15 protein-coding genes are annotated in these 19,099 nt (G+C 36.5%); 8 read left to right on the forward strand and 7 right to left on the reverse strand.

What is annotated here, in order from left to right; all coding sequences use genetic code 11:
* Positions 1-63: 63 nt before the first annotated feature.
* The 3 genes from speB (at position 64) to REB14_RS09680 (ending at position 2,629) form a co-directional block, all read left to right on the forward strand.
* Entirely contained in the window at positions 64-921 is an 858-nt protein-coding gene (gene speB / locus REB14_RS09670; RefSeq protein WP_079242885.1) for an agmatinase, read from the forward strand.
* Positions 922-990: 69 nt separating this feature from the next.
* Positions 991-1,833, forward strand: a complete 843-nt coding sequence (locus REB14_RS09675) for a bifunctional helix-turn-helix domain-containing protein/methylated-DNA--[protein]-cysteine S-methyltransferase (RefSeq protein ID WP_079242884.1) — start codon at positions 991-993, stop codon at positions 1,831-1,833.
* A 187-nt stretch (positions 1,834-2,020) separates the two neighbouring features.
* Positions 2,021-2,629 carry an alpha-ketoglutarate-dependent dioxygenase AlkB family protein gene (locus REB14_RS09680; protein ID WP_425248763.1) on the forward strand — a complete coding sequence of 203 codons (609 nt, stop codon included), beginning with the start codon at positions 2,021-2,023 and terminating at the stop codon, positions 2,627-2,629.
* Between the two features lie 239 nt (positions 2,630-2,868).
* Here REB14_RS09680 and REB14_RS09685 read toward each other — a convergent pair whose 3' ends face one another.
* The 4 genes from REB14_RS09685 to REB14_RS09700 all read right to left on the reverse strand — a co-directional run bounded on the left by REB14_RS09685 (position 2,869) and on the right by REB14_RS09700 (position 8,747).
* Positions 2,869-4,728 carry a CocE/NonD family hydrolase gene (locus REB14_RS09685; protein ID WP_309522056.1) on the reverse strand — a complete coding sequence of 620 codons (1,860 nt, stop codon included), beginning with the start codon at positions 4,726-4,728 and terminating at the stop codon, positions 2,869-2,871.
* A gap of 236 nt (positions 4,729-4,964) precedes the next feature.
* Complete coding sequence (locus REB14_RS09690; RefSeq protein WP_309522057.1) at positions 4,965-7,733, reverse strand: outer membrane beta-barrel protein; 2,769 nt, start codon at positions 7,731-7,733, stop codon at positions 4,965-4,967.
* A gap of 96 nt (positions 7,734-7,829) precedes the next feature.
* Positions 7,830-8,249 (reverse strand): SH3 domain-containing protein, encoded by a 420-nt coding sequence (locus REB14_RS09695; RefSeq protein ID WP_076596553.1) that lies wholly within the window; start codon positions 8,247-8,249, stop codon positions 7,830-7,832.
* 6 nt (positions 8,250-8,255) lie between these two features.
* The gene (locus REB14_RS09700) at positions 8,256-8,747 is read right to left on the reverse strand and encodes a BON domain-containing protein (protein ID WP_309522058.1); all 492 of its coding nucleotides are present in this window, start codon (positions 8,745-8,747) and stop codon (positions 8,256-8,258) included.
* A 220-nt stretch (positions 8,748-8,967) separates the two neighbouring features.
* Between REB14_RS09700 and REB14_RS09705 the strand changes: the two genes are divergently transcribed.
* Both REB14_RS09705 and REB14_RS09710 read left to right on the forward strand, forming a co-directional pair.
* Positions 8,968-10,218: a dicarboxylate/amino acid:cation symporter gene (locus REB14_RS09705; protein WP_047434424.1), complete on the forward strand. Its 1,251-nt coding sequence runs from the start codon at positions 8,968-8,970 to the stop codon at positions 10,216-10,218.
* A gap of 6 nt (positions 10,219-10,224) precedes the next feature.
* Positions 10,225-10,947, forward strand: coding sequence for a phytanoyl-CoA dioxygenase family protein (locus REB14_RS09710; RefSeq protein WP_079242880.1), 723 nt, complete (start codon positions 10,225-10,227; stop codon positions 10,945-10,947).
* Between the two features lie 193 nt (positions 10,948-11,140).
* Here REB14_RS09710 and REB14_RS09715 read toward each other — a convergent pair whose 3' ends face one another.
* A complete protein-coding gene (locus REB14_RS09715; protein ID WP_309522059.1) occupies positions 11,141-13,942 on the reverse strand; it encodes a GH92 family glycosyl hydrolase in 2,802 nt (933 codons plus the stop codon).
* Between the two features lie 92 nt (positions 13,943-14,034).
* On the opposite strand from REB14_RS09715, the gene REB14_RS09720 reads away from it, so the two are divergent.
* Positions 14,035-16,377: a TonB-dependent receptor domain-containing protein gene (locus REB14_RS09720; RefSeq protein ID WP_309522060.1), complete on the forward strand. Its 2,343-nt coding sequence runs from the start codon at positions 14,035-14,037 to the stop codon at positions 16,375-16,377.
* Between the two features lie 135 nt (positions 16,378-16,512).
* On the opposite strand, the gene REB14_RS09725 is transcribed toward REB14_RS09720, so the two are convergent.
* On the reverse strand, positions 16,513-16,968 hold the full coding sequence (locus REB14_RS09725) for a hypothetical protein (RefSeq protein ID WP_309522061.1): 456 nt from the start codon (positions 16,966-16,968) through the stop codon (positions 16,513-16,515).
* Positions 16,969-17,119: 151 nt separating this feature from the next.
* Here REB14_RS09725 and REB14_RS09730 point away from each other — a divergent pair, with 151 nt between their 5' ends.
* Both REB14_RS09730 and REB14_RS09735 read left to right on the forward strand, forming a co-directional pair.
* The gene (locus REB14_RS09730) at positions 17,120-18,226 is read left to right on the forward strand and encodes an Mrp/NBP35 family ATP-binding protein (protein ID WP_309522062.1); all 1,107 of its coding nucleotides are present in this window, start codon (positions 17,120-17,122) and stop codon (positions 18,224-18,226) included.
* 47 nt (positions 18,227-18,273) lie between these two features.
* Entirely contained in the window at positions 18,274-18,522 is a 249-nt protein-coding gene (locus REB14_RS09735; protein WP_002977212.1) for a NifU family protein, read from the forward strand.
* A 142-nt stretch (positions 18,523-18,664) separates the two neighbouring features.
* Here REB14_RS09735 and REB14_RS09740 read toward each other — a convergent pair whose 3' ends face one another.
* Entirely contained in the window at positions 18,665-19,099 is a 435-nt protein-coding gene (locus REB14_RS09740; RefSeq protein WP_482155928.1) for a hypothetical protein, read from the reverse strand.

The following is a 19,099-nucleotide window of genomic DNA, read 5'->3' on the forward strand; positions in this document are numbered from 1 at the left end:
GGACTATTTTGTATCTTTGTGAAATCTTTTAATCTTTCAATCATTAAAATTTTTAAATAAAGCATGAGAACATACGCAGGAATTCCCGAAGAAAACGCAACGTTAGAGAATTCGAAAGTAATGTTGGTAACTGTTCCTTATGATGGAACTTCAACATGGGGTAAAGGAGCTGATAAAGGTCCGGAATTATTCTTAAACGCTTCTGAAAACATGGAGCTTTACGATATTGAAACTCAAACAGAACCTTACCTACAGGGAGTTTACTTAGCAGGAGAAGTTTCTGAAAATTCTACTCCGGAAGCAATGACAGAAGCGGTTTATCAGAAAACAAAAGAACTTTTGAACAATGAGGGTAAATTATTCACTCTTTTTGGGGGTGAACACTCTGTTTCTATTGGTTCTATCCGTGCGGTAGGAGAGAAGTTCGAAAACCTTACTGTTCTTCAGTTTGATGCTCACACAGACTTACGTCCTGAGTTCCACGGTTCTACTTCCAACCATGCATGTGCAGTTTTTGAAGCAAATCAGAAGCATAACTTAGTACAGGTGGGAATCCGTTCTATGGATGTTGAAGAAGTTGAATATTTACCTGAAGGAAGAGTATTTTTCGCTCACGAAATCGCAAACAACGAAAACTGGATCAATGATGTATTGGAAAAAGTATCAGGAAATGTGTATATCACGATTGATTTAGATGCTTTCGATCCTTCTATTGCTCCATCTACAGGAACTCCTGAGCCAGGTGGACTACAATGGTATCCAACGCTGGAATTATTAAGAAAAGTATTTGAAAAATGTAATGTAGTAGCATTTGATATTGTAGAATTAATGGATTCTCCAATGGCTAAGCCAACGGCTTTCTTATCTGCGAAGTTATATTACAAAATGCTTGCTTACTACGATATTTATAACAACAACTAATATTCCGCAAGAATCGGATTTTTTCTGCCGTAGATTCTTTGGAAATTTGTGAGGTAAAATAATAATACAATGTCCACACAAAGTCAGATAGATTATAACAGAATTGCCAAGGCGATAGAATATATCCAGAGCAATTTCAGGCTTCAGCCAAGTTTGGAGGAAGTGGCAGAGAATATTCACCTGAGTCCGGCTCATTTTCAGAAGATATTTACTGATTGGGCAGGAACAAGTCCGAAAAAATTTTTACAGTTCATCAGTCTTGAACATGCTAAAAACTTATTGAAGGAAGAAAAAGCAAGTTTGTTTGATACTGCCTACGAGACAGGATTTTCCAGTACCAGCAGGCTTCATGACCTGTTTGTAAAGATTGAAGGAATGTCTCCGGCAGAATATAAAAACGGAGGAAAAAGCCTCAGTATTTATTACAGTTTTTCTGAAAGTCCTTTCGGAAATATCTTAGTAGCTTCTACAGAAAAAGGAATCTGCTATATGGCTTTTGAAGACGATAAAGAAAAAGCATTCGGGGAACTGAAACAAAAGTTCCCTAATGCTTCTTTTATTGAAAAACAGGATGCTCTTCAAAAGAACGCATTGTCCATATTCGATAAAGACTGGACAAAACTCAACACAATAAAATTACACTTGAAAGGTACCGATTTTCAGTTGAAAGTATGGGAAAGTCTATTGACTATTCCGATGGGAAAACTGTCTACTTATGGCAGCCTGGCAGAAAAAATTGGAAATCCTAAAGCTTCCAGAGCTGTTGGGACGGCTATTGGAAGTAATCCTGTAGCATTTCTTATTCCATGTCACCGCGTGATTCAGTCTACTGGGCATCTCGGTGGCTATCGTTGGGGAAGTGATAGGAAACAGTTGATTGTGGGTTGGGAAGGCTCACAGATTTATTCCTGAATAAAATAAATTGATAAGTTTTGGCTAAAGCCAATGAATTCTTGAATTATTTTAATAAACGGACTAAAGTCCGTTCCTATTGATATAAAATTCGTGTCATTTGTGAAAAATATTGGTGCCATTTGTGTTTAAATACAAAAGACATAAATACATTTTACAGCATAAAGCATTTAATTCTAAAACTATGTTGAGTCTCTTCGAAGAAATATCAGATTATCCACTGAATGTACTTCCACATGATGGTACTGTTCATTATTATGGAAAAGTTTTTTCAGCAGAACAATCTGCTTTTTATTATGATTATCTGCTCAATCAGATTCCATGGGAAAATGATGAAGCATTGATCTTTGGAAAGCTAATTTTAACCAAAAGGAAAGTAGCCTGGTTTGGAGAAAAAGCTTTTGAATATACCTATTCGAAAAGAACAAAATATGCCAAATTCTGGAGTCCTGAATTATTAGAATTACAAAAGAAGTGTGAAGAAGTTTCGGGAGAAACCTACAATTCTTGTCTCCTCAATTTATACCACGACGGAAGTGAAGGAATGGCTTATCACAGCGATGGCGAAACAGATCTGAAGAAACACGGGGCTATTGCCTCTCTAACCTTTGGAGCGGAAAGGAAATTTCTATTCAAACATAAAACAACCAAAGAAAAGGCAGAAGTGCTCCTCGAAAACGGAAGCTTATTAATTATGAAGGGAACTACTCAGGACAACTGGCTTCACAGGCTTCCTCCCACTACAAAAGTGAAGACACCAAGAGTAAATCTGACTTTCAGAACCATTGAAGAATAGTCTTTTTTGAGACACCTTATCCACAACGTTTGTCACTCCGCAGTAGTCTCTATAATATTTCATTCAATCGCAACTAATTCTGTAGATTTTAGAAGATTGAACTTGCTGTCTCCATTAATAAAAGTGGGCTAAAGCCCACTTAAAAAAAGAATAAAATCATCAGGCTTTGGCCAAAACCTAAAATAAACTTCAGGCTCTCAAAAACAAAAAAAGCTGTTCAAACGAACAGCTTTTTCAATTTATTTTAAAACTTCAGCTTCAATAGAGCTGTCATCATATACTTTAATAAATGCTTTGGTGTAATCCTCTTTATTGGCAAAATTCGGATTATCCATAAATTTCTGTGGGTTGATCGCAAAAAGCGGAAACCATGTACTGCTGATCTGAATCTGGATTTTGTGCCCTTTTTTGAAAGTATGAACCACATCCTGAAGTCTGAAATTAACAGCTGTTTTCTGGTTAGGAACCAAAGCCTCACCCTTTTCTTTGGTATTTCTGAATCTTGCAGGCATGATCTCACTTCTTACCATCTGGTGGTAGTTTCCATAGATAACCCCGTCTTTCTTTTCTGCAGGCTTGAAATCTTCAGGATAAACATCAATTAATTTTACGGCAAAATCAGCATCTGTGGAGGTGGATGCAATATTCAGTTTGGCCATGATCTCTCCGGCAAACGTAATATCTTCAGTCAGAACATCTGTAGTAAAAGTTAATACATCAGGTCTTCCTACAGCAAACCTCTGGTCTTCCGACATATAATTTTTTGGAGTGAAACCATTGAAATCTTTTAAATGATCTGAGCTTAAAACAGGATTGTTAGGATCGCTATAATATTCAGAATAGCCTTGTCCTGATGATTTTTTCAAGGTTTTATCAGCCAGATAGAAATTCACTTTCTGAGCATTTTTAGGTGGATAAGAGGCAAATTCTTTCCATTCTTTAGCTCCGGTGTCATACATCAGTGCCTCAGGAAGTCCTGCGTCTTCTTTGGTATTGCCTTTCAGGTAATGGTTGAAGAATTTTGTTTCAATATTTTTCTGGTAATAGGTAGCAATACTGTCTCCAAAATACGTTTCACTGTGGAAATGTTTTCCCTGTTCCTGAGACCAGCCTCCATGGGAGAAAGGTCCCATTACGATTGTGTTTTTGGCTTTAGGGCTTGTCTTTTCAATAGTTTTATAAATGTTCAATGGCCCGGAAAGATCTTCTGCATCAAACCATCCGCCAACTGTCATTACAGCGTGGCTGATATTTTTTAAGTGAGGAAGAAGGCCTCTTTTCTGCCAGAATTCATCGTAGTTGGTATGATTCATAATTTCTGTCATGAAGAAATTATTCTTGTAATATTTTTCATATCCATCTTTCAGTGTTCCCATATCTCTGTAGAACTTCAGACCGTCTTCGGAAGTCTGTTTGATGAAAGAATCCATATACCATGCCTGTTTTTCTGGCTGTGTTTTCTGAACCCCAAAAACCGGAAATGTTCTGAAATAGCCTAGCATAAATCTTCCGTTGTGAAGGAAGTCGTCATTCCAGAAATCGGAAATAGGAGCCTGAGGCGAAGAAGCTACCAAAGCCGGATGCTGTGACAAAGTTCCTACAGCAGTATAGAATCCTGGGTATGATGTTCCGAATTGACCTACTTTACCATTGTTACCTTTGATGTTTTTTAAAAGCCATTCGATGGTATCATAAGTATCTGTACTTTCATCCACATCTTTTTTGGTTTTGCGTTCTACCTGCGGAGTCATGTTGGTAAAAGTGCCTTCACTCATATATCTTCCGCGTACATCCTGATATACGAAAATATATTTGTCTTTCATAAGATAGGTATTGGGACCTACTTTAGTTTTATATTCATTCTCTCCGTAAGGAGCAATGCTGTAACAGGTTCTCTGCATCAGAAATGGATATTTGCTTTTGTTGGATATATCTTTCGGGATATATACGGCTGTGAAAAGCTTCACTCCATCACGCATTGGAATATAAAATTCTTTCTTGGTGAAATTGTCTTTAACGAAAGTATCTTTCTGCTCCGTTTTCTGAGCTTTTCCAAGAATGAAAAAAAGAATACATAATATTGAAATATGGATTTTCATAAAAAAAATTTACCGCTAATTTAAAAATAAAAATAGGTTTATCTGTATATCTTGTTTAAAAGGTTTTTGTTGTAAGAAACCACCCCGTCAAATTTTCAATTTGCCACCCCTCCGGAGGAGGGGAATTTTAAGCCTTCAGTTGTAATGGAGTTTAGTGTTGAATCTCAGGTTATTCATAAAAATAGCCGGAAAGATCCGGCCATTATCGAAAATATATATAAAAGTATGGTGTTGCTTTATTGCATTTTTTTACCTGCAAACTTATTCAGTTTCATGCTGATGGAGAACATGATGTATCGTTTCAGGATAAGGTCTTCACGGTCTTCGAAGTAAGAATCTGTGATGGTTCTTCTCACGCTTTGATTTTGATTTAAAACATCATAGATCTTCACCTTTGCTGTAAACTGTTTTTTATAGAATGAATATCCAAGGCTGGTATTCCAGAAGTAGAAATCCTTTTTAAAGCCAGGGGCAATATTGGAATTGGTATTGTATTCAAAATCGTTTCCAAATACAAATCTGCCTTTAAGCATATAATTTGTCAGTTCAAGTTTTAATGACTGATTCGCTGTATTTACATTGGATACATTGTAATTCGTATAATTGGAGAAACTATATCCAAGTCTGTAAGAGGGCTTAATCGTCATTTTATCTTTAATTTCATAGGTAAGATTAAGACCTGGGTTTAGATTATAAGAATTGCTGGTGAAAGATTGTCCATCAATAAAACCATTATTGTAAGCATAATTCATGGTGAATCTTGGATTGATAATAAGTTTATTATTCTTCCATTTTAATACTTTACTGAAACCTCCGCCGGCATTGATGCTTTTATTTCCGCTTACGTTGTCATAAGTGATCACCTGTTTTCCTGCATTATCATAGGTGGAAAAGTTGATAATATCATTATTTCTGTATGTAAAACCAATATTGAAATAGTAGCTGAACTCTTTCACTTTATTATAATTATTGAAATACAAATAAAGATTGTTGGTCCAGGTATTTTTTAAGTTAGGGTTTCCCTGATAGGTAATCAAAGGATTGGATTCATCTTTATAAGGAGTCAGTTGTTCTGCTGTCGGAATGGTGAAGTTGGAATAGTTGTAAAAGCTTAAAGTTTTTCCTTCTGACAGTTGATAGTAAAGGTTCACATTATATTGGGGTAGTACAAAATTTTTCTGTAGATCATATTGCTGACCGTTATAGATTGAATTTACTTTCATATCCGAAATGTCAAGATTCATGGAAGCCCAGAAATTCAGTTTCTTTTTGCTAAGCTGGTAAGTCAGCTCAGGAGAGATCTGATTAATTCTTTGCTTCATATTGTTGGATAAAAGCTGATTGAACTTAGTATAATCTCCTGTTGTATTATCAAAATCGTTTACATTTCTCAAATCTCTGGAAGATCGGGTTTCATATTTTACCTCAAAACTTACACTGGACGAATCGGAAACAGGTTCTGTATATCCGGCATTGAAATTGAAACTGCTGTTCTGATTTTTATTTTTGGCTAATTGATCTCTATTGTCTGTTGATGTTCCATTGGATTGATAGAAGGTGTTTTGAGATTGATTCAGATTATCCCTTCTGGATTCTGAAATGGAACTGTTCATATTGGCGGAAATCGAACGGCCTTTTTTCTTGAATTTTCTTGAAAAATAGAGGTATGGATTAAATGAATTGCTTTCCGAATCATTACTTGAATAAGCATTACTTTCATTTACAAGTTTGCCATTATTTAAAGTAGATGAACGTGAATTATTAAAATTAAAACTGCTGTTTTTCGTAAATCTTGGAGAAAGGTAGATACTTGTCATAGAATCCAGTTTGATTTTAGCCGAAGTATCAAAGCTGTATTGTTTGGATTCATTTTCCCCATTACTTTCTGAATTGGTCTGAAGAGTATAAGTAGGGAGTAGAGTAGATCTTGAAACTTTAGACCTTGTCTCCATATTGGAATCAGAATGCATAAGACTGAAGGAATCCAGATCGGCATCTTTTCCCAGCTTGTCACTGTAGTTTAATCCAATTGTTGTAGACCTTTGAATTCCTTTCGTGCCACCTCCCTGGTTATAGTAAGTCATATTTCCTACTGTTGAGACAGATCCTCCCTGCATCATCCAGGCATTCCGGCCATTTCCCATACTATCAAAAACTTCATCTCTGGAAAATCCTTGTGAATTGATGTTGTTCGAAGATGCCAATAGACTTATTTTCGTATCCCCTTTAAAATAGCTCGCCAGTCCGCTTGCTTCATATCGTTTATCTGATCCATAGCCGACAGTAAGCCTTGTCAATAAACCTTTATTTTTCTTTTCATCAATATTAAAGTTGATGGTGGTATTCTGAGATTTGGCTGTTTTTCCGCTAAGCTCTTCTTCTTTTGTTTTAGTGGTTGTAAACTGAATATTCTTGATGATATCTGCGGGTAAATTCTGGAGGGCAATTTTACCATCTTTATCAAAGAAAGGCTTACCATTAATCATGATCTGGTCTACTTCTTTGCCATTCACGGTAATCTTTCCTTCATTGCTGATTTCTACACCGGGAATCTGCTTCAGAAGCTCTTCAATTTTACTGTCAGGCCGTACTTTGATAGCGGCCGCACTAAATTCAATAGTATCTTTTTTAATTTTTACCGGAGAAACGGTGATTTTTACTTCATCAATTGTATTCACAATACCTTGTTTCTCAAGCTGAATATCTCCCAGAGATAGCGACTGATCTATTTTTTCGAATTTTTTTGAATAGGAAGATAATTTATCAGCATCGATTTTTAGAATAGAAGGTTCTTTTATATCATCAATCTTCAGCGAGAATCTCCCTTCCCTATTGGTTGCTGTATAATTGATAATGGATGAATCTTTTTGTTTCAAAAGATAGACGGTTGCATTTTCTATCGCTTTCTTTTCAGAATCAGATATTTTTCCGTCAATGTGTAACTTTTGGGCGTGCAGAATAATGACAGTGAACATCAAAGTCAATAGCAACAGAGTTTTCTTCATTAGTTTTTTTTTCAGAGCGGTAAAAATATAAAAACATCCCAAAATTGGGATGTTTCTATGCTTTTTTTGTGAAAATTTATTATTTTTTAATAAAAATTATGCTCTTAAATATCTTGAGTAAGCATATCCTTCCTGGCCGTCAGCATTTTTCACTTTCCACCAGTCATCAGAAGTTTGCTCAATAAGAGTCACAGAAGAACCTTTCGCAGCTTTACCTACAACGGCAGCTTCAGTAGATGGTTCCTGTCTGATGTTAAGATTAGATTCTTCAGTAGCAACTGTTAAGGAAGCACCTGAAGCAAGACCTGCAACCTGTACATCAATATTGATATCTGAAGCAGAATAAGTAGAATCAATGGCTCCCAGAGCATTCCATACCGCATCTTTAGCCGCAGTATTGGAAGCATTTCCTGAAACATAAAGAATTCCGTCCTGCTCCTGCACCTGAAGATTGGAGATCCCTGCAGACTGAGCTGCTGAAACTACACTTGAATATTTATCTTGTAATTCGCTCATCTTAAATTATTTTACGATTAGGTTGTTGTTATACTTTCCGATTTTCAAAGCATCTACAGATTCTTTGATTTTTCTGGCCTGCAAGCCGGAAACATTTCCTGTAAGAGTAAGCTGTCCGTTTACAACTTCTACTTTTACAGAAGGGAAATCCTTCACCGCATCCTGAACTTTTTTCTGAACAGCAGGATCTACAGCAGAAGCAGTTTCTACTGGTGTTGCAGGGGTAGGAGCAGCTGCTATAGTAGACATATCCATTACGTCTTTTACTCCGCTGATTGCTTTTAATTTTGCAATCATTGCGTCTTTAGACTGTTGATCTGCGAAAGTACCGCTTAAGTGAGCTACACCTTCTTTTACTTCAACAGAAGCATTGGGATTAGAAGTTACTATAGTTGTAGCCTGAGTCTGAAGGTCGGCATCAGAAACTTTCTTTTTACAAGAAATAGCACCGAAAGATACAGCTACAGCTAATGCAGCCATTGCAATAGTTTTTTTCATATTGTATATTTATTAATGTTGTTATACACTCAAATGTAATAATAAAATTTGTACCAAAAGAATAAAAATTCAATAAATGTTTCTTAATTTTTTTACAATATTTTCTAAACCAGGGATTTAATTTTCAGGGATTAAAAACTTAATCTAAAATTCTGCCTCATAGAAGAAAATCTACTGTCAATTGAAAAACCATTATATTTGCGCAAATTGAACTATATATATGAAAGGACAGAATAAACTTTTTATAGCAATTATCATTGCACTTCTTCTGGGAGTAGGAATTGGAGGTATTGTACACGTAAGCTATCCCGATAGTGCAGAACCTTTTTCCAAGAATATAAAACTGTTGGGAACGGTTTTTATCAGATTGGTACAGATGATTATTGCTCCATTGGTTTTTACGACATTAGTAGTGGGAATTGCCAAAATGAGTGATATCAAAATGATCGGAAGAGTAGGAACAAAAGCAATGCTTTGGTTTATTTCCGCTTCTCTGATTTCTCTTTTCATTGGGTTGATCCTTGTTAACTGGCTTGAACCTGGACATGTTACAAAATTGCCAATTCAGGATGTTGCTTCTGCTGATGAACTTCTTAAAAGCAGCAAAAGTTTTTCTATGGAAGACTTTGTAAAACACATGATTCCTAAAAGTTTATTTGAAGCCTTCGCTACCAACGAAGTATTGCAGATCGTTGTATTTGCGGTGATGTTTGGTGTTGCCTTGGCAAATTTAGGAGAAGAATACGCTAAACCTGTAGTAAAGCTATTTGATATTATTGCTCATGCTATCCTTAAAATGGTAGGATATATCATGTGGTTTGCTCCGCTTGGAGTATTGGGAGCTATTGCAGCCGTAGTGGCCACCAATGGTTTTGAAATCTTTAAAGTATATGCTATTTATTTAAGAGACTTCTTCTTTGCTATAGGAGTTCTTTGGCTGGTCCTTTTATTGGTAGGATATTTCATCTTAGGAAACCGTCTTTTTGATCTTTTAAAAAGAATTAAAGAGCCTTTGCTGATCGCTTTCTCTACTACAAGTTCAGAAGCAGTATTCCCTAAATTAGTTGAAGAACTGGAGAAATTCGGATGTAACAGCAGAGTAGTATCTTTTATCTTACCTCTAGGATATTCATTCAATCTGGATGGAAGTATGATGTACATGACATTTGCTTCAATCTTTATTGCTCAGATCTACGGAATCGAAATGACTCTGGGGCAGCAGATCACCATGCTTTTGGTATTAATGCTTACTTCAAAAGGAATTGCCGGAGTTCCGAGAGCCTCTCTGGTAATTATTGTAGCAACATGTTCAATGTTTGGTATCCCACCGGAAGGTATTGCTTTGATTTTACCAATTGACCATTTCTGTGATATGGGTAGAAGTATGACGAACGTACTTGGAAATACGCTGGCAACGACAGCAGTTTCAAAATGGGAAGGGCAGTTAACTGAACCATTAGACAAAATTTAAATATCAATGAGTTTACATAACTTAGAAAATCATAAAAGCCATATTGAAGAATATGGCTTTGCTGTTATCAATGATGTGTTTTCACAGAAAGAACTGGAAGACATCAATGTTGTTCTGCACAATATAGATACTTCAAAAGAAAACTTTAGAAAGTCTGAAGATCTTTTTGCCATCAGACAGTTTTTAAAAGAAGTTCCGGAAATCAAAGACCTTGTGTTTAATGAAAATATAAGGAAAGTGGTGAAAGAGATCTTTGGAGCAAAATATTTTGTAGTTAAAAGCATCTATTTTGATAAACCTGAAACCTCCAACTGGTATGTGGCCTATCATCAGGATCTGACAATTTCTGTAGATAAAAAGCTGGAACTGGAAAATTTCGGACCTTGGACCACCAAACAAAATCAGTTTGCAGTACAGCCTCCACTTAATGTTTTGGAAAATATTTACACCATCAGAATCCATCTGGATGATACTGATGAAAATAACGGAGCATTGAAAGTAATTCCCAAATCTCATGCAAAAGGCATTTACAGACCAGAAACCATCAACTGGAATGTGGAAACCGAAGAAATCTGCAACGTAGAAAAAGGTGGAATTATGCTGATGAAACCTTTAACGCTTCACGGCTCTAACCGAACCACCAACGGAAAGAAAAGAAGAGTCATCCACATCGAATTTTCTGATATTGAACTTCCGGAAGTCCTGCAATGGTCGGAAAGAATGAATTGATAAAAAATGCGCCCTTCGAATTTTCGAAGGGCGCATTTTTTATGGTTGGAAGTTGGGCGCTGGAGGAAGGATGTTACTGAAATTATAAAGATGACAATCCGTTTATTTTATTACATTTTTGAATATTAAATTCTCTAATAAGTGGACTTCAGTAAGTAATTTGTCAAATAGAAACCTCCTTCTCCCATCTCCCTTATTTCACAGCAATCTCATCAATAAAGATATAAGCGTCACCACCTGCTCCCTGATGCCATTCCGGAAGTTTTCCGAAATAGTAAGCTTTTACTTTAATATATCGGGCTTCGGTAGGAAGAATTTCTGTAGAAAAGTCTTTGATCTGTACTTTTTCATCCTTAGGATCAATAGTATTGTCGACGGTTTTCAGAAGGACAAAATCTTTTCCGTTCATGGATGCATAATATTCTACTTTTTTAGGCATCAGAATCCAGGCTCTGCTGTCCTGAAGGTAAGTGGAAGATAATGATTTTATATTCCGAGGAGATTTAAAATCAATAATAGCTTCAAAATTTTGTCCCTGATAACCATGCCATTCACCCTTTCTCCAGTTAACATCTCCTCTGATTCCGTCAATAAGAGTCAGGTTTCCGGTAGCGCTGTACTGTGGAGTTACTTTTGACAGAATGTTAATATCCCAATAATTGGGTCTTCTGTTGAAATGAGCGGTTGTTACAGAACTTTTTTCGCCGTTTCTTTCAGCATAAGCCATTACCTGAGTGGTTTTGGTGATGGAGAATGGTCCTTTATAAGTTGAGAACGTCTTTCTTTTATTGCTGTCACTGTCATCCATTGTCATGTAATACACCTTGTCATTCGGATGCAGTGGTGTGATTTCTACTTTGGTAGAAAAATCAAAAATTCTGTCTGCAGCAATTACGGGAGAAGTAGTTTGTTCAGAATATTTAAAATCTTTAACAGGTTTTACATTTTCGAACCCCAGTTTTTTAAGTTCAGTTCTGCCGGTGGTTTTGGTAATCGTTCTTATAGTTCCGTCTTCAAGATGAATTTTAATTTCATCAAAATAGGGAGTAGTGGTTTCCCATTCCGGTAATCCCGGAGTGACAGAATAAATTCCCATGGAGCTTAAAACATACCATGCACTCATCTGGCCGCAGTCTTCATTTCCGATTAGCCCGTCAGGTGTATTTTTATAGAAGTTATCAAGGATGTATTTGATTTTGGCATCTGTTTTTTCTGGCTTATCTACAAAATTGTACAGATAGGCAATATGATGGCTTGGTTCATTTCCTTGGGCGTATTGTCCCATTAATCCTGTAATGTCTACCTGTTCTCTACCTGTTGTTTTATCAGGAGCGATAAAGATGGCATCAATGAACTGCTCGAATTTTTCTTTTCCGCCGTGAGCGGCAATAAGCCCAGGAATGTCCTGCTGTACAGAATAAGAATAATGCCAGGAGTTTCCTTCCGTATAATTGTTATTGACTTCTCTCGGATCAAAAGGTTCATACCAGTTTCCGTTTTTTCTGGGCTGCATAAAACCTGTTTTTGGATTGTAAAGGTTTTTCCAGTTCTGAGAACGTTTCATGAACTCCTGATACTCTTCTTTTTTGCCTAAAATTTTGGCCATCTGAGCAATACACCAGTCGTCATAGGCATATTCTACTGTTTTGGAAACACTTTCATGTTCGTCGTCTATGCTGATGTAATTATTCTGCTTATAAGCATTTAGTCCGAAAATATCCTGAATGGCAGAACCTTTTGCAGCCTGAAATGCCTTTTCGTAATCAAACCCCTGAATTCCCTTAGCCATAGCATCTGCAATCACAGAAACAGAGTGATAACCAATCATACATTCCGTTTCATTGGATGCGAGTTCCCACACCGGAAGTTTTCCTCCCTGTTCATATTGTTTAATGAAAGTATTGATAAAATCGGCAGTTCTTTTTCTGTCAATTAAAGTCATCAGCGGGTGAGCTCCTCTGAAGGTATCCCAAAGGGAGAATACGGTGTAATAATTAAAACCATTGGCGGTATAAAGCTTGTTATCTCTGCCTCTGTATTTTCCATCAACATCCATATTGATGTTCGGTTGTGTAAAAACATGGTAAAGTGCAGTATAAAAAACCGCTAATTTATTTTTATCATCAGATTTTACCTCAATTTTGGAAAGTTCTTTATCCCAATTCGTTTCTGCCTGTTTTTTTACTGCTTCAAAATCCTTTGATTGTCCTTCTGCCAGCATATTCTTTCCTGCTCCTTCATAGCCTGTTGGGGAAACAGAAACTTTGACATTGATCTTTTCTCCTTTTTTAACGTTAGCTGAAAATGCCAGTGCGAGCTTTGTTCCGGTAAAAAGATTGCTTTCTTCTTTTCCATTGACCTCCTTTTTTGAAATTTTCATAGGTTTTGAAAACTCAATTCTGGCATAGATATACTGGTTGGCAGCCCACGCTTCACTTCTTCTGAAAACCTCAATGGTTGTATCATCAATAATTTTTACTTCACCTTCCAGAAGTTTATCTCTGTGGTTGAGGTCTAAAATGATATTGGCATTTCCTGCATTGTTGAAAGTGTATTCATGATAACCAACTCTTTTTGTCGTTGTGAGGCGAACATCAATATTATTTTTATCTAATCTGACAGTATAGAAACCGGCTGTTGCTTTTTCATTTTTATGCGAAAATTTTGAAGAATAGTCTTTGCTGCTCAGGCTTGGATTTCCCATGGTGGGCATCAGCATAATATCTCCATAATCAGAAACTCCTGTACCGTTTAAATGCGTATGAGAAAAGCCATAGATTACAGAATCTGAATAATGGTATCCGCTGCATCCGTCCCAGCTTCCATCAATTCTGGTGTCGGGAGAAAGCTGTACCATTCCAAAAGGGACAATCGCCCCCGGAAAAGTGTGGCCATGGCCTCCGGTTCCTATCATTGGATTGACATATTGAGAGTAATTCTGTGCAGAAATGATCTGAGTAATATAGATGGAAAATGCAATAAGCCCTTTTTTCATGTTTGGATTTTAAAGGACGAAGATATTGAAAAAGAGTAAAAGAGATGTAACAAAAGGCGGATACGATTGTCTTATTAAAAACGATATAATTTATGAAGAAGACATTATTTGCTGTGATCATGCTGTTGCCCGTAGCTGCATTCGCCCAAAGTATAACAGGGAAGATCACCCAAACCGGAAACGCTGTTCCTTACGTTGAGGTTATTGCAGTAAAAAATCAGAAGCAGCAGACTGCTATTTCGGATGAAAGAGGAAATTACTCCCTGAAACTTTTAGAAAACGGAAACTATAATATCAGACTTATCCAGGATGGTATTGAAATATCCAATAAAGATATTGCTGTTAACGGAATAGTGAAACATGACTTTTTTATTGAAAAAAAGAATGAAAAACAAATTGAAGGGGTAACGCTTACTGCCAGAAAAAAACTAATTGAGAGAAAAGCAGACAGACTTGTGTTTAATGTTTCCAATTCTGTAGCCTCACAGGGAATGGATGCAGCGGATGCTCTTGCCACAACACCATTGGTAAAAGTAGATGATAATACAGGAGTTTCCATTGTTGGAAAAAGTAGAGTAGCAGTAATGATCAATGACAGAATTCTGAATTTGTCTGATGCTGAGCTTGTTACCTATCTGAAAAGTCTCAGATCCGAAAATATAGAAAAAATTGAAGTCATTACAGCACCTCCTGCAAAATATGAAGCGCAGGGAAACAGCGGACTGATCAATATTGTTTTAAAGAAAAATCAGAATCTGGGGTGGAGTGGAAGTCTGACTTCCAGTCTTCAGCAACAAACGTATACTGGAAATTCAAATAGTGTAACGGTCAATTATCAGAATGAAAAACTGCGCTCTTCGTTAAAGCTGAGACAAAATAAAAATGAAAAACATTCCTATGAAAACTATTGGATAGAAGGAGCAGACGGTCTTAAAAGTAATGACAACAGAAGAGATTTTGGTGACGGACTTGGAGCTAATTTAAGTCTGGATTATCAAGTGAGTAAGAAATCCAATATCGGGTTTATTTATGATGTTGGCTTTGGACACTCCAATATGGATATCAGGAATACTTCAAACTATTTCCAGAATGGAATTTATACCAATACACTTCTCACCGATGCAGAGCATAGAGCTACAGGAAGACAACATACAGCCAGTGCTTATTATGATTTGAAATTCGGGCAACAGGATAATAAGCTGAGTATCACAGGAAATTATTTTTCCAATACTCCGGAAACAACTATTGATTTTACCACTACAGAGAGTTCGGGTGATCAATTTGTAGTAAAATCACCCTCTATGGTGGATTATAAAATTTATTCCGGGCAGGCGGATCTTATATTACCTTATCAGTTTGCAAAGACAGAAGCTGGGGTGAAATTCACCAATTTTGATAATAATTCCAGTATATTTTATCAGAACCTGAAAAATGGAGAGTATATTACAGATCCTCTGAAAAGCAATGAATTTGAATATAATGAGAAAAATTATGCCGCTTATATCAGTTTTGAAAAAGCATTCAGTGAAAAATGGTCGGCAAAAGCAGGTTTACGTTACGAATATTCAGTGGTCAATGGAAATTCTTTAACTTCCGGACAGCAGACAGAAAATTCCTACGGGAAATTTTTTCCAACGGCTTATATCAGTTATAAAAGCAATGAAAATCATACTTTCAACCTGAGTTATTCCAAAAGAATAGAAAGACCCGGATTCCGCGCGATCAATCCATACCGGTGGTATATCAACATCAACTCTTATTTTACCGGAAATCCTTTTCTGAAGCCTTCTTTTAACCATAATTTTGAATTCTCTTATGTGTATAAAGGAAAATTATCTGCTTCAACATACTTTCAGAGAACATTAGACGGTTTTGGACAGATTGTGAATCTTGATGGAGAAAACAAGATCAGTACTTTTGCCAATTTTTATACTCAAAACAGTATGGGAATTACCCTGAACTATTCTGATACATTTTTCAAGAAATGGGAAGCCAATTATTCTGCAGATCTTTCTTATATGAAGACACAGGTTTTTGCTACAGATGCTGCTTCCAGAAAGGGGCTGGGCTATGATTTCAATCTTCAGAACAATCTGTCACTCGATAAAAATAAAACCATTCAGTTTATTCTTAATTACTGGTTTCGTCTCCCTTCCAATTTTGGAATGGTACATTGGGAGTATCTGGGGAATTTGACTGCCGGAATGAAGATGAATTTCATGGAGAAAAATTTACAGATCAATGTGTTGGTTTCTGATATTTTTAAAGAGTCAAAAAGTTTAGGACAGATTTATTATACTACAGGAACTCATTCTTTCAATAATTATTACGATGCCCGAAGACTTACTGTATCAGCAACCTATACTTTTGGAAATAAAAAAGTAAAAGGAACTGACCGTAATGTGAAATTTGATGAAAAAAACAGGGCGAATTGATCATCTACTTTAAATTATCTGATGCATGTCATTCTGAATGAAACGAAGTGGAATGAAGAATCTCTTCTTTTTATGAGATTATTCCTTCATCAGAAATCGAAGATTCGACATAGTCAATGACAATACAGAAAATTTCTACACTTCTCCCTCAAAGAAATCATTGAGATATTCCTCTTTGTCTTTTTCTTCCCTTTCAGAACCCAGATATTTTTTCCAGGACTGAGATTCATGATATACAATGCCCATTTCCCAGACACAGTAAGTCGGAAGATGGGTTTTGTTTCGGTTCCATACTTCAAATTTTCCTGAGCCATCATAATACACGCTTTCCCACAATTCATTTTCACTTCGCCATGTGCAGGCTAACAGGAGGTAGTTTTTTCCACAGCGATGCATGATGACAAATCCCAGATCATCGATGTTTTTAAAATTTTCTTCAGCATTTTCAATACACAATTGTGCATTATCAATGTCTTGTTGGGAAACTTCCAAAGGATCACTGGCGAGGTCATACCATTTGAATTTCGTTTTTCCAACGGTAAAAATTCCTTTTGGCTGTGCGTATTTGGAAGGATAGGAAGTGGTTTTCATATCAATTGCTTTCTGGGATTGGTTGTGGTATCAGAATGAAAAAACAGAAATAAGAAATTTTTAACGATCTGATTTATCACCTGATATTATAGATTTTATTGATTCTAAATTACCGAAAAAATCCGTAAATTTGTAAACAATTTATATTTATATGTTGACGAAAGAAAAGGTTCAGGAATTCCTTAAAGAAATAGAAGTAGACGATTTGGTGAATAATCTTCAGATTATGGGTAACGATGTTTATATTGACATGACTGCTCATTCACCTGCAATGCACGAAAAGAAAAAACTGGAGGCTGCTATGAAACAGGCTTTTGCCAGTGAGTTTGGAGAAGATATTCATTTAAAACTTAAAATCGTTTCTCCGGAGCCTAGTGAAATTCAGCAAAGTCAGATCAAAGGAAAACAAATTCCGGGAATTCAAAATATTATCGCTATTGCTTCCGGTAAAGGAGGAGTAGGGAAATCTACAGTGTCTGCAAATATGGCAGTGACACTAGCTAAAATGGGCTTTAAAGTAGGATTATTAGATGCTGATATCTATGGTCCTTCAGTTCCTACCATGTTTGATACAGAAGGGCAAAAACCAATTTCTGTGGAAGAGAATGGTAAGAATCTTATGAAACCTATCGAGAATTATGGTGTAAAAATGCTTTCAATAGGATACTTCTCAGGAGCTAATCAGGCTGTAGTGTGGAGAGGTCCTATGGCTTCAAAAGCTTTGAACCAGATGATCAGAGATGCGGCATGGGGAGAACTTGATTTCTTATTAATAGACCTTCCTCCGGGAACAGGAGATATTCACTTATCTATTATCCAGGAAGTACCGGTAACAGGTGCGGTGATTGTAAGTACACCTCAGCATGTTGCACTGGCAGATGTAAGAAAAGGGATTGCGATGTTCCAGATGGAAAGTATTAACATCCCGGTTCTTGGATTAATTGAAAATATGGCGTATTTTACACCGGAAGAACTTCCTGACAATAAATATTATATCTTTGGAAACCAGGGAGCACAATATTTAGCTGAAGATCTTGGAATTCCTGTATTGGGAGAAATTCCTTTGATCCAAAGCATCAGAGAGGCAGGAGATGTTGGAAGACCGGCTGCGCTTCAGGAAGGCTCTAAAATTGCAGATATCTATACAGAAACTGCCAGAAAAATGGTGGAAAGCTTAGTGGAAAGAAATAAAAGTCTTCCTCCTACTGAGGCTGTGAAGATCTCTACAATGGCAGGATGTTCGCCAAAAGCAAAATAATAATAATTTCAATAAAATTTGAAAAAACCGAATTGAACTGAAAAAATATGGAAACAAACATAACGCACGAAGATACAGTAACAAGAGTAATGGAAGCTCTGGAAAGCATCAGACCGTTTTTGAATAAAGACGGAGGTGATATTGAGCTTATTGATGTGAAAGATAATCAGGTGTTTGTGAAACTTTTAGGTAACTGTTCCGGGTGTTCATTGAATTTTTCAACCTTAAAACTAGGGGTTGAAAATACAATCAAACAACATGCTCCGGAAATTGAAAAGGTAATCAACGTAGAGTAAAATTATATCTGAGATATTTTTAAAAGACAGGCTTTTTTAAGGCCTGTCTTTTTTTGTTGAAAGAAATGATAATAACAAACCCTCGCAGATTGTAAGCCTGCGAGGGTTCTGATTATTAAAAACAATAATCAGGAAAATATAACTATGAATGCTGTGCTAAGAATCTCTTATAGTTCTCTTCATTTTCAAAATAAGCTACTTCACCTTCGTCACTGATCATAACAATATAGGCGTCCGCTTTGTCTATTGTTTTTCCACTGAACGGATCTATGGCTTCTCTGGCCGTTTTATCCTTGGGAATCCTTTCTACACACATTTCACAGCAGCCATAATAGATTTTGCCATCATGAGGAACTTCTATTTGTTTTTTACCCATATAGGCATTATTGACCATGCATACCGTTTCGTTAGGAACTCTGTCACCTTTTGCAAACTTTCCGGAAGCCGCAGGTTTCATTTGCTCTGCCATGGTTGGTTTTTCCGTAACGGTTTTCTTAGGCTTTTCCTGAGTGCAGGCAGACAAAGCCGCTGCACTGAAAATAATAATGAATGTGTTTCTGATGAATGTTGTTATCAT

It is taken from the genome of Chryseobacterium metallicongregator (assembly GCF_031324065.1).
Classification (GTDB): Bacteria; Bacteroidota; Bacteroidia; order Flavobacteriales; family Weeksellaceae; genus Chryseobacterium; species Chryseobacterium metallicongregator.

What these genes read in the sequence shown, in the direction of transcription:
- REB14_RS09690 (WP_309522057.1), bottom strand. Translation starts at nt 7,733, where the DNA reads ATGAAGAAAACTCTGTTGCTATTGACTTTGATGTTCACTGTCATTATT.
- REB14_RS09710 (WP_079242880.1), top strand. Translation starts at nt 10,225, where the DNA reads ATGAGTTTACATAACTTAGAAAATCATAAAAGCCATATTGAAGAATAT.
- REB14_RS09695 (WP_076596553.1), bottom strand. Translation starts at nt 8,249, where the DNA reads ATGAGCGAATTACAAGATAAATATTCAAGTGTAGTTTCAGCAGCTCAG.
- REB14_RS09725 (WP_309522061.1), bottom strand. Translation starts at nt 16,968, where the DNA reads ATGAAAACCACTTCCTATCCTTCCAAATACGCACAGCCAAAAGGAATT.
- REB14_RS09715 (WP_309522059.1), bottom strand. Translation starts at nt 13,942, where the DNA reads ATGAAAAAAGGGCTTATTGCATTTTCCATCTATATTACTCAGATCATT.
- speB (WP_079242885.1), top strand. Translation starts at nt 64, where the DNA reads ATGAGAACATACGCAGGAATTCCCGAAGAAAACGCAACGTTAGAGAAT.
- REB14_RS09730 (WP_309522062.1), top strand. Translation starts at nt 17,120, where the DNA reads ATGTTGACGAAAGAAAAGGTTCAGGAATTCCTTAAAGAAATAGAAGTA.
- REB14_RS09700 (WP_309522058.1), bottom strand. Translation starts at nt 8,747, where the DNA reads ATGAAAAAAACTATTGCAATGGCTGCATTAGCTGTAGCTGTATCTTTC.
- REB14_RS09720 (WP_309522060.1), top strand. Translation starts at nt 14,035, where the DNA reads ATGAAGAAGACATTATTTGCTGTGATCATGCTGTTGCCCGTAGCTGCA.
- REB14_RS09735 (WP_002977212.1), top strand. Translation starts at nt 18,274, where the DNA reads ATGGAAACAAACATAACGCACGAAGATACAGTAACAAGAGTAATGGAA.
- REB14_RS09675 (WP_079242884.1), top strand. Translation starts at nt 991, where the DNA reads ATGTCCACACAAAGTCAGATAGATTATAACAGAATTGCCAAGGCGATA.
- REB14_RS09740 (WP_482155928.1), bottom strand. Translation starts at nt 19,099, where the DNA reads ATGATAACAACATTCATCAGAAACACATTCATTATTATTTTCAGTGCA.
- REB14_RS09705 (WP_047434424.1), top strand. Translation starts at nt 8,968, where the DNA reads ATGAAAGGACAGAATAAACTTTTTATAGCAATTATCATTGCACTTCTT.
- REB14_RS09685 (WP_309522056.1), bottom strand. Translation starts at nt 4,728, where the DNA reads ATGAAAATCCATATTTCAATATTATGTATTCTTTTTTTCATTCTTGGA.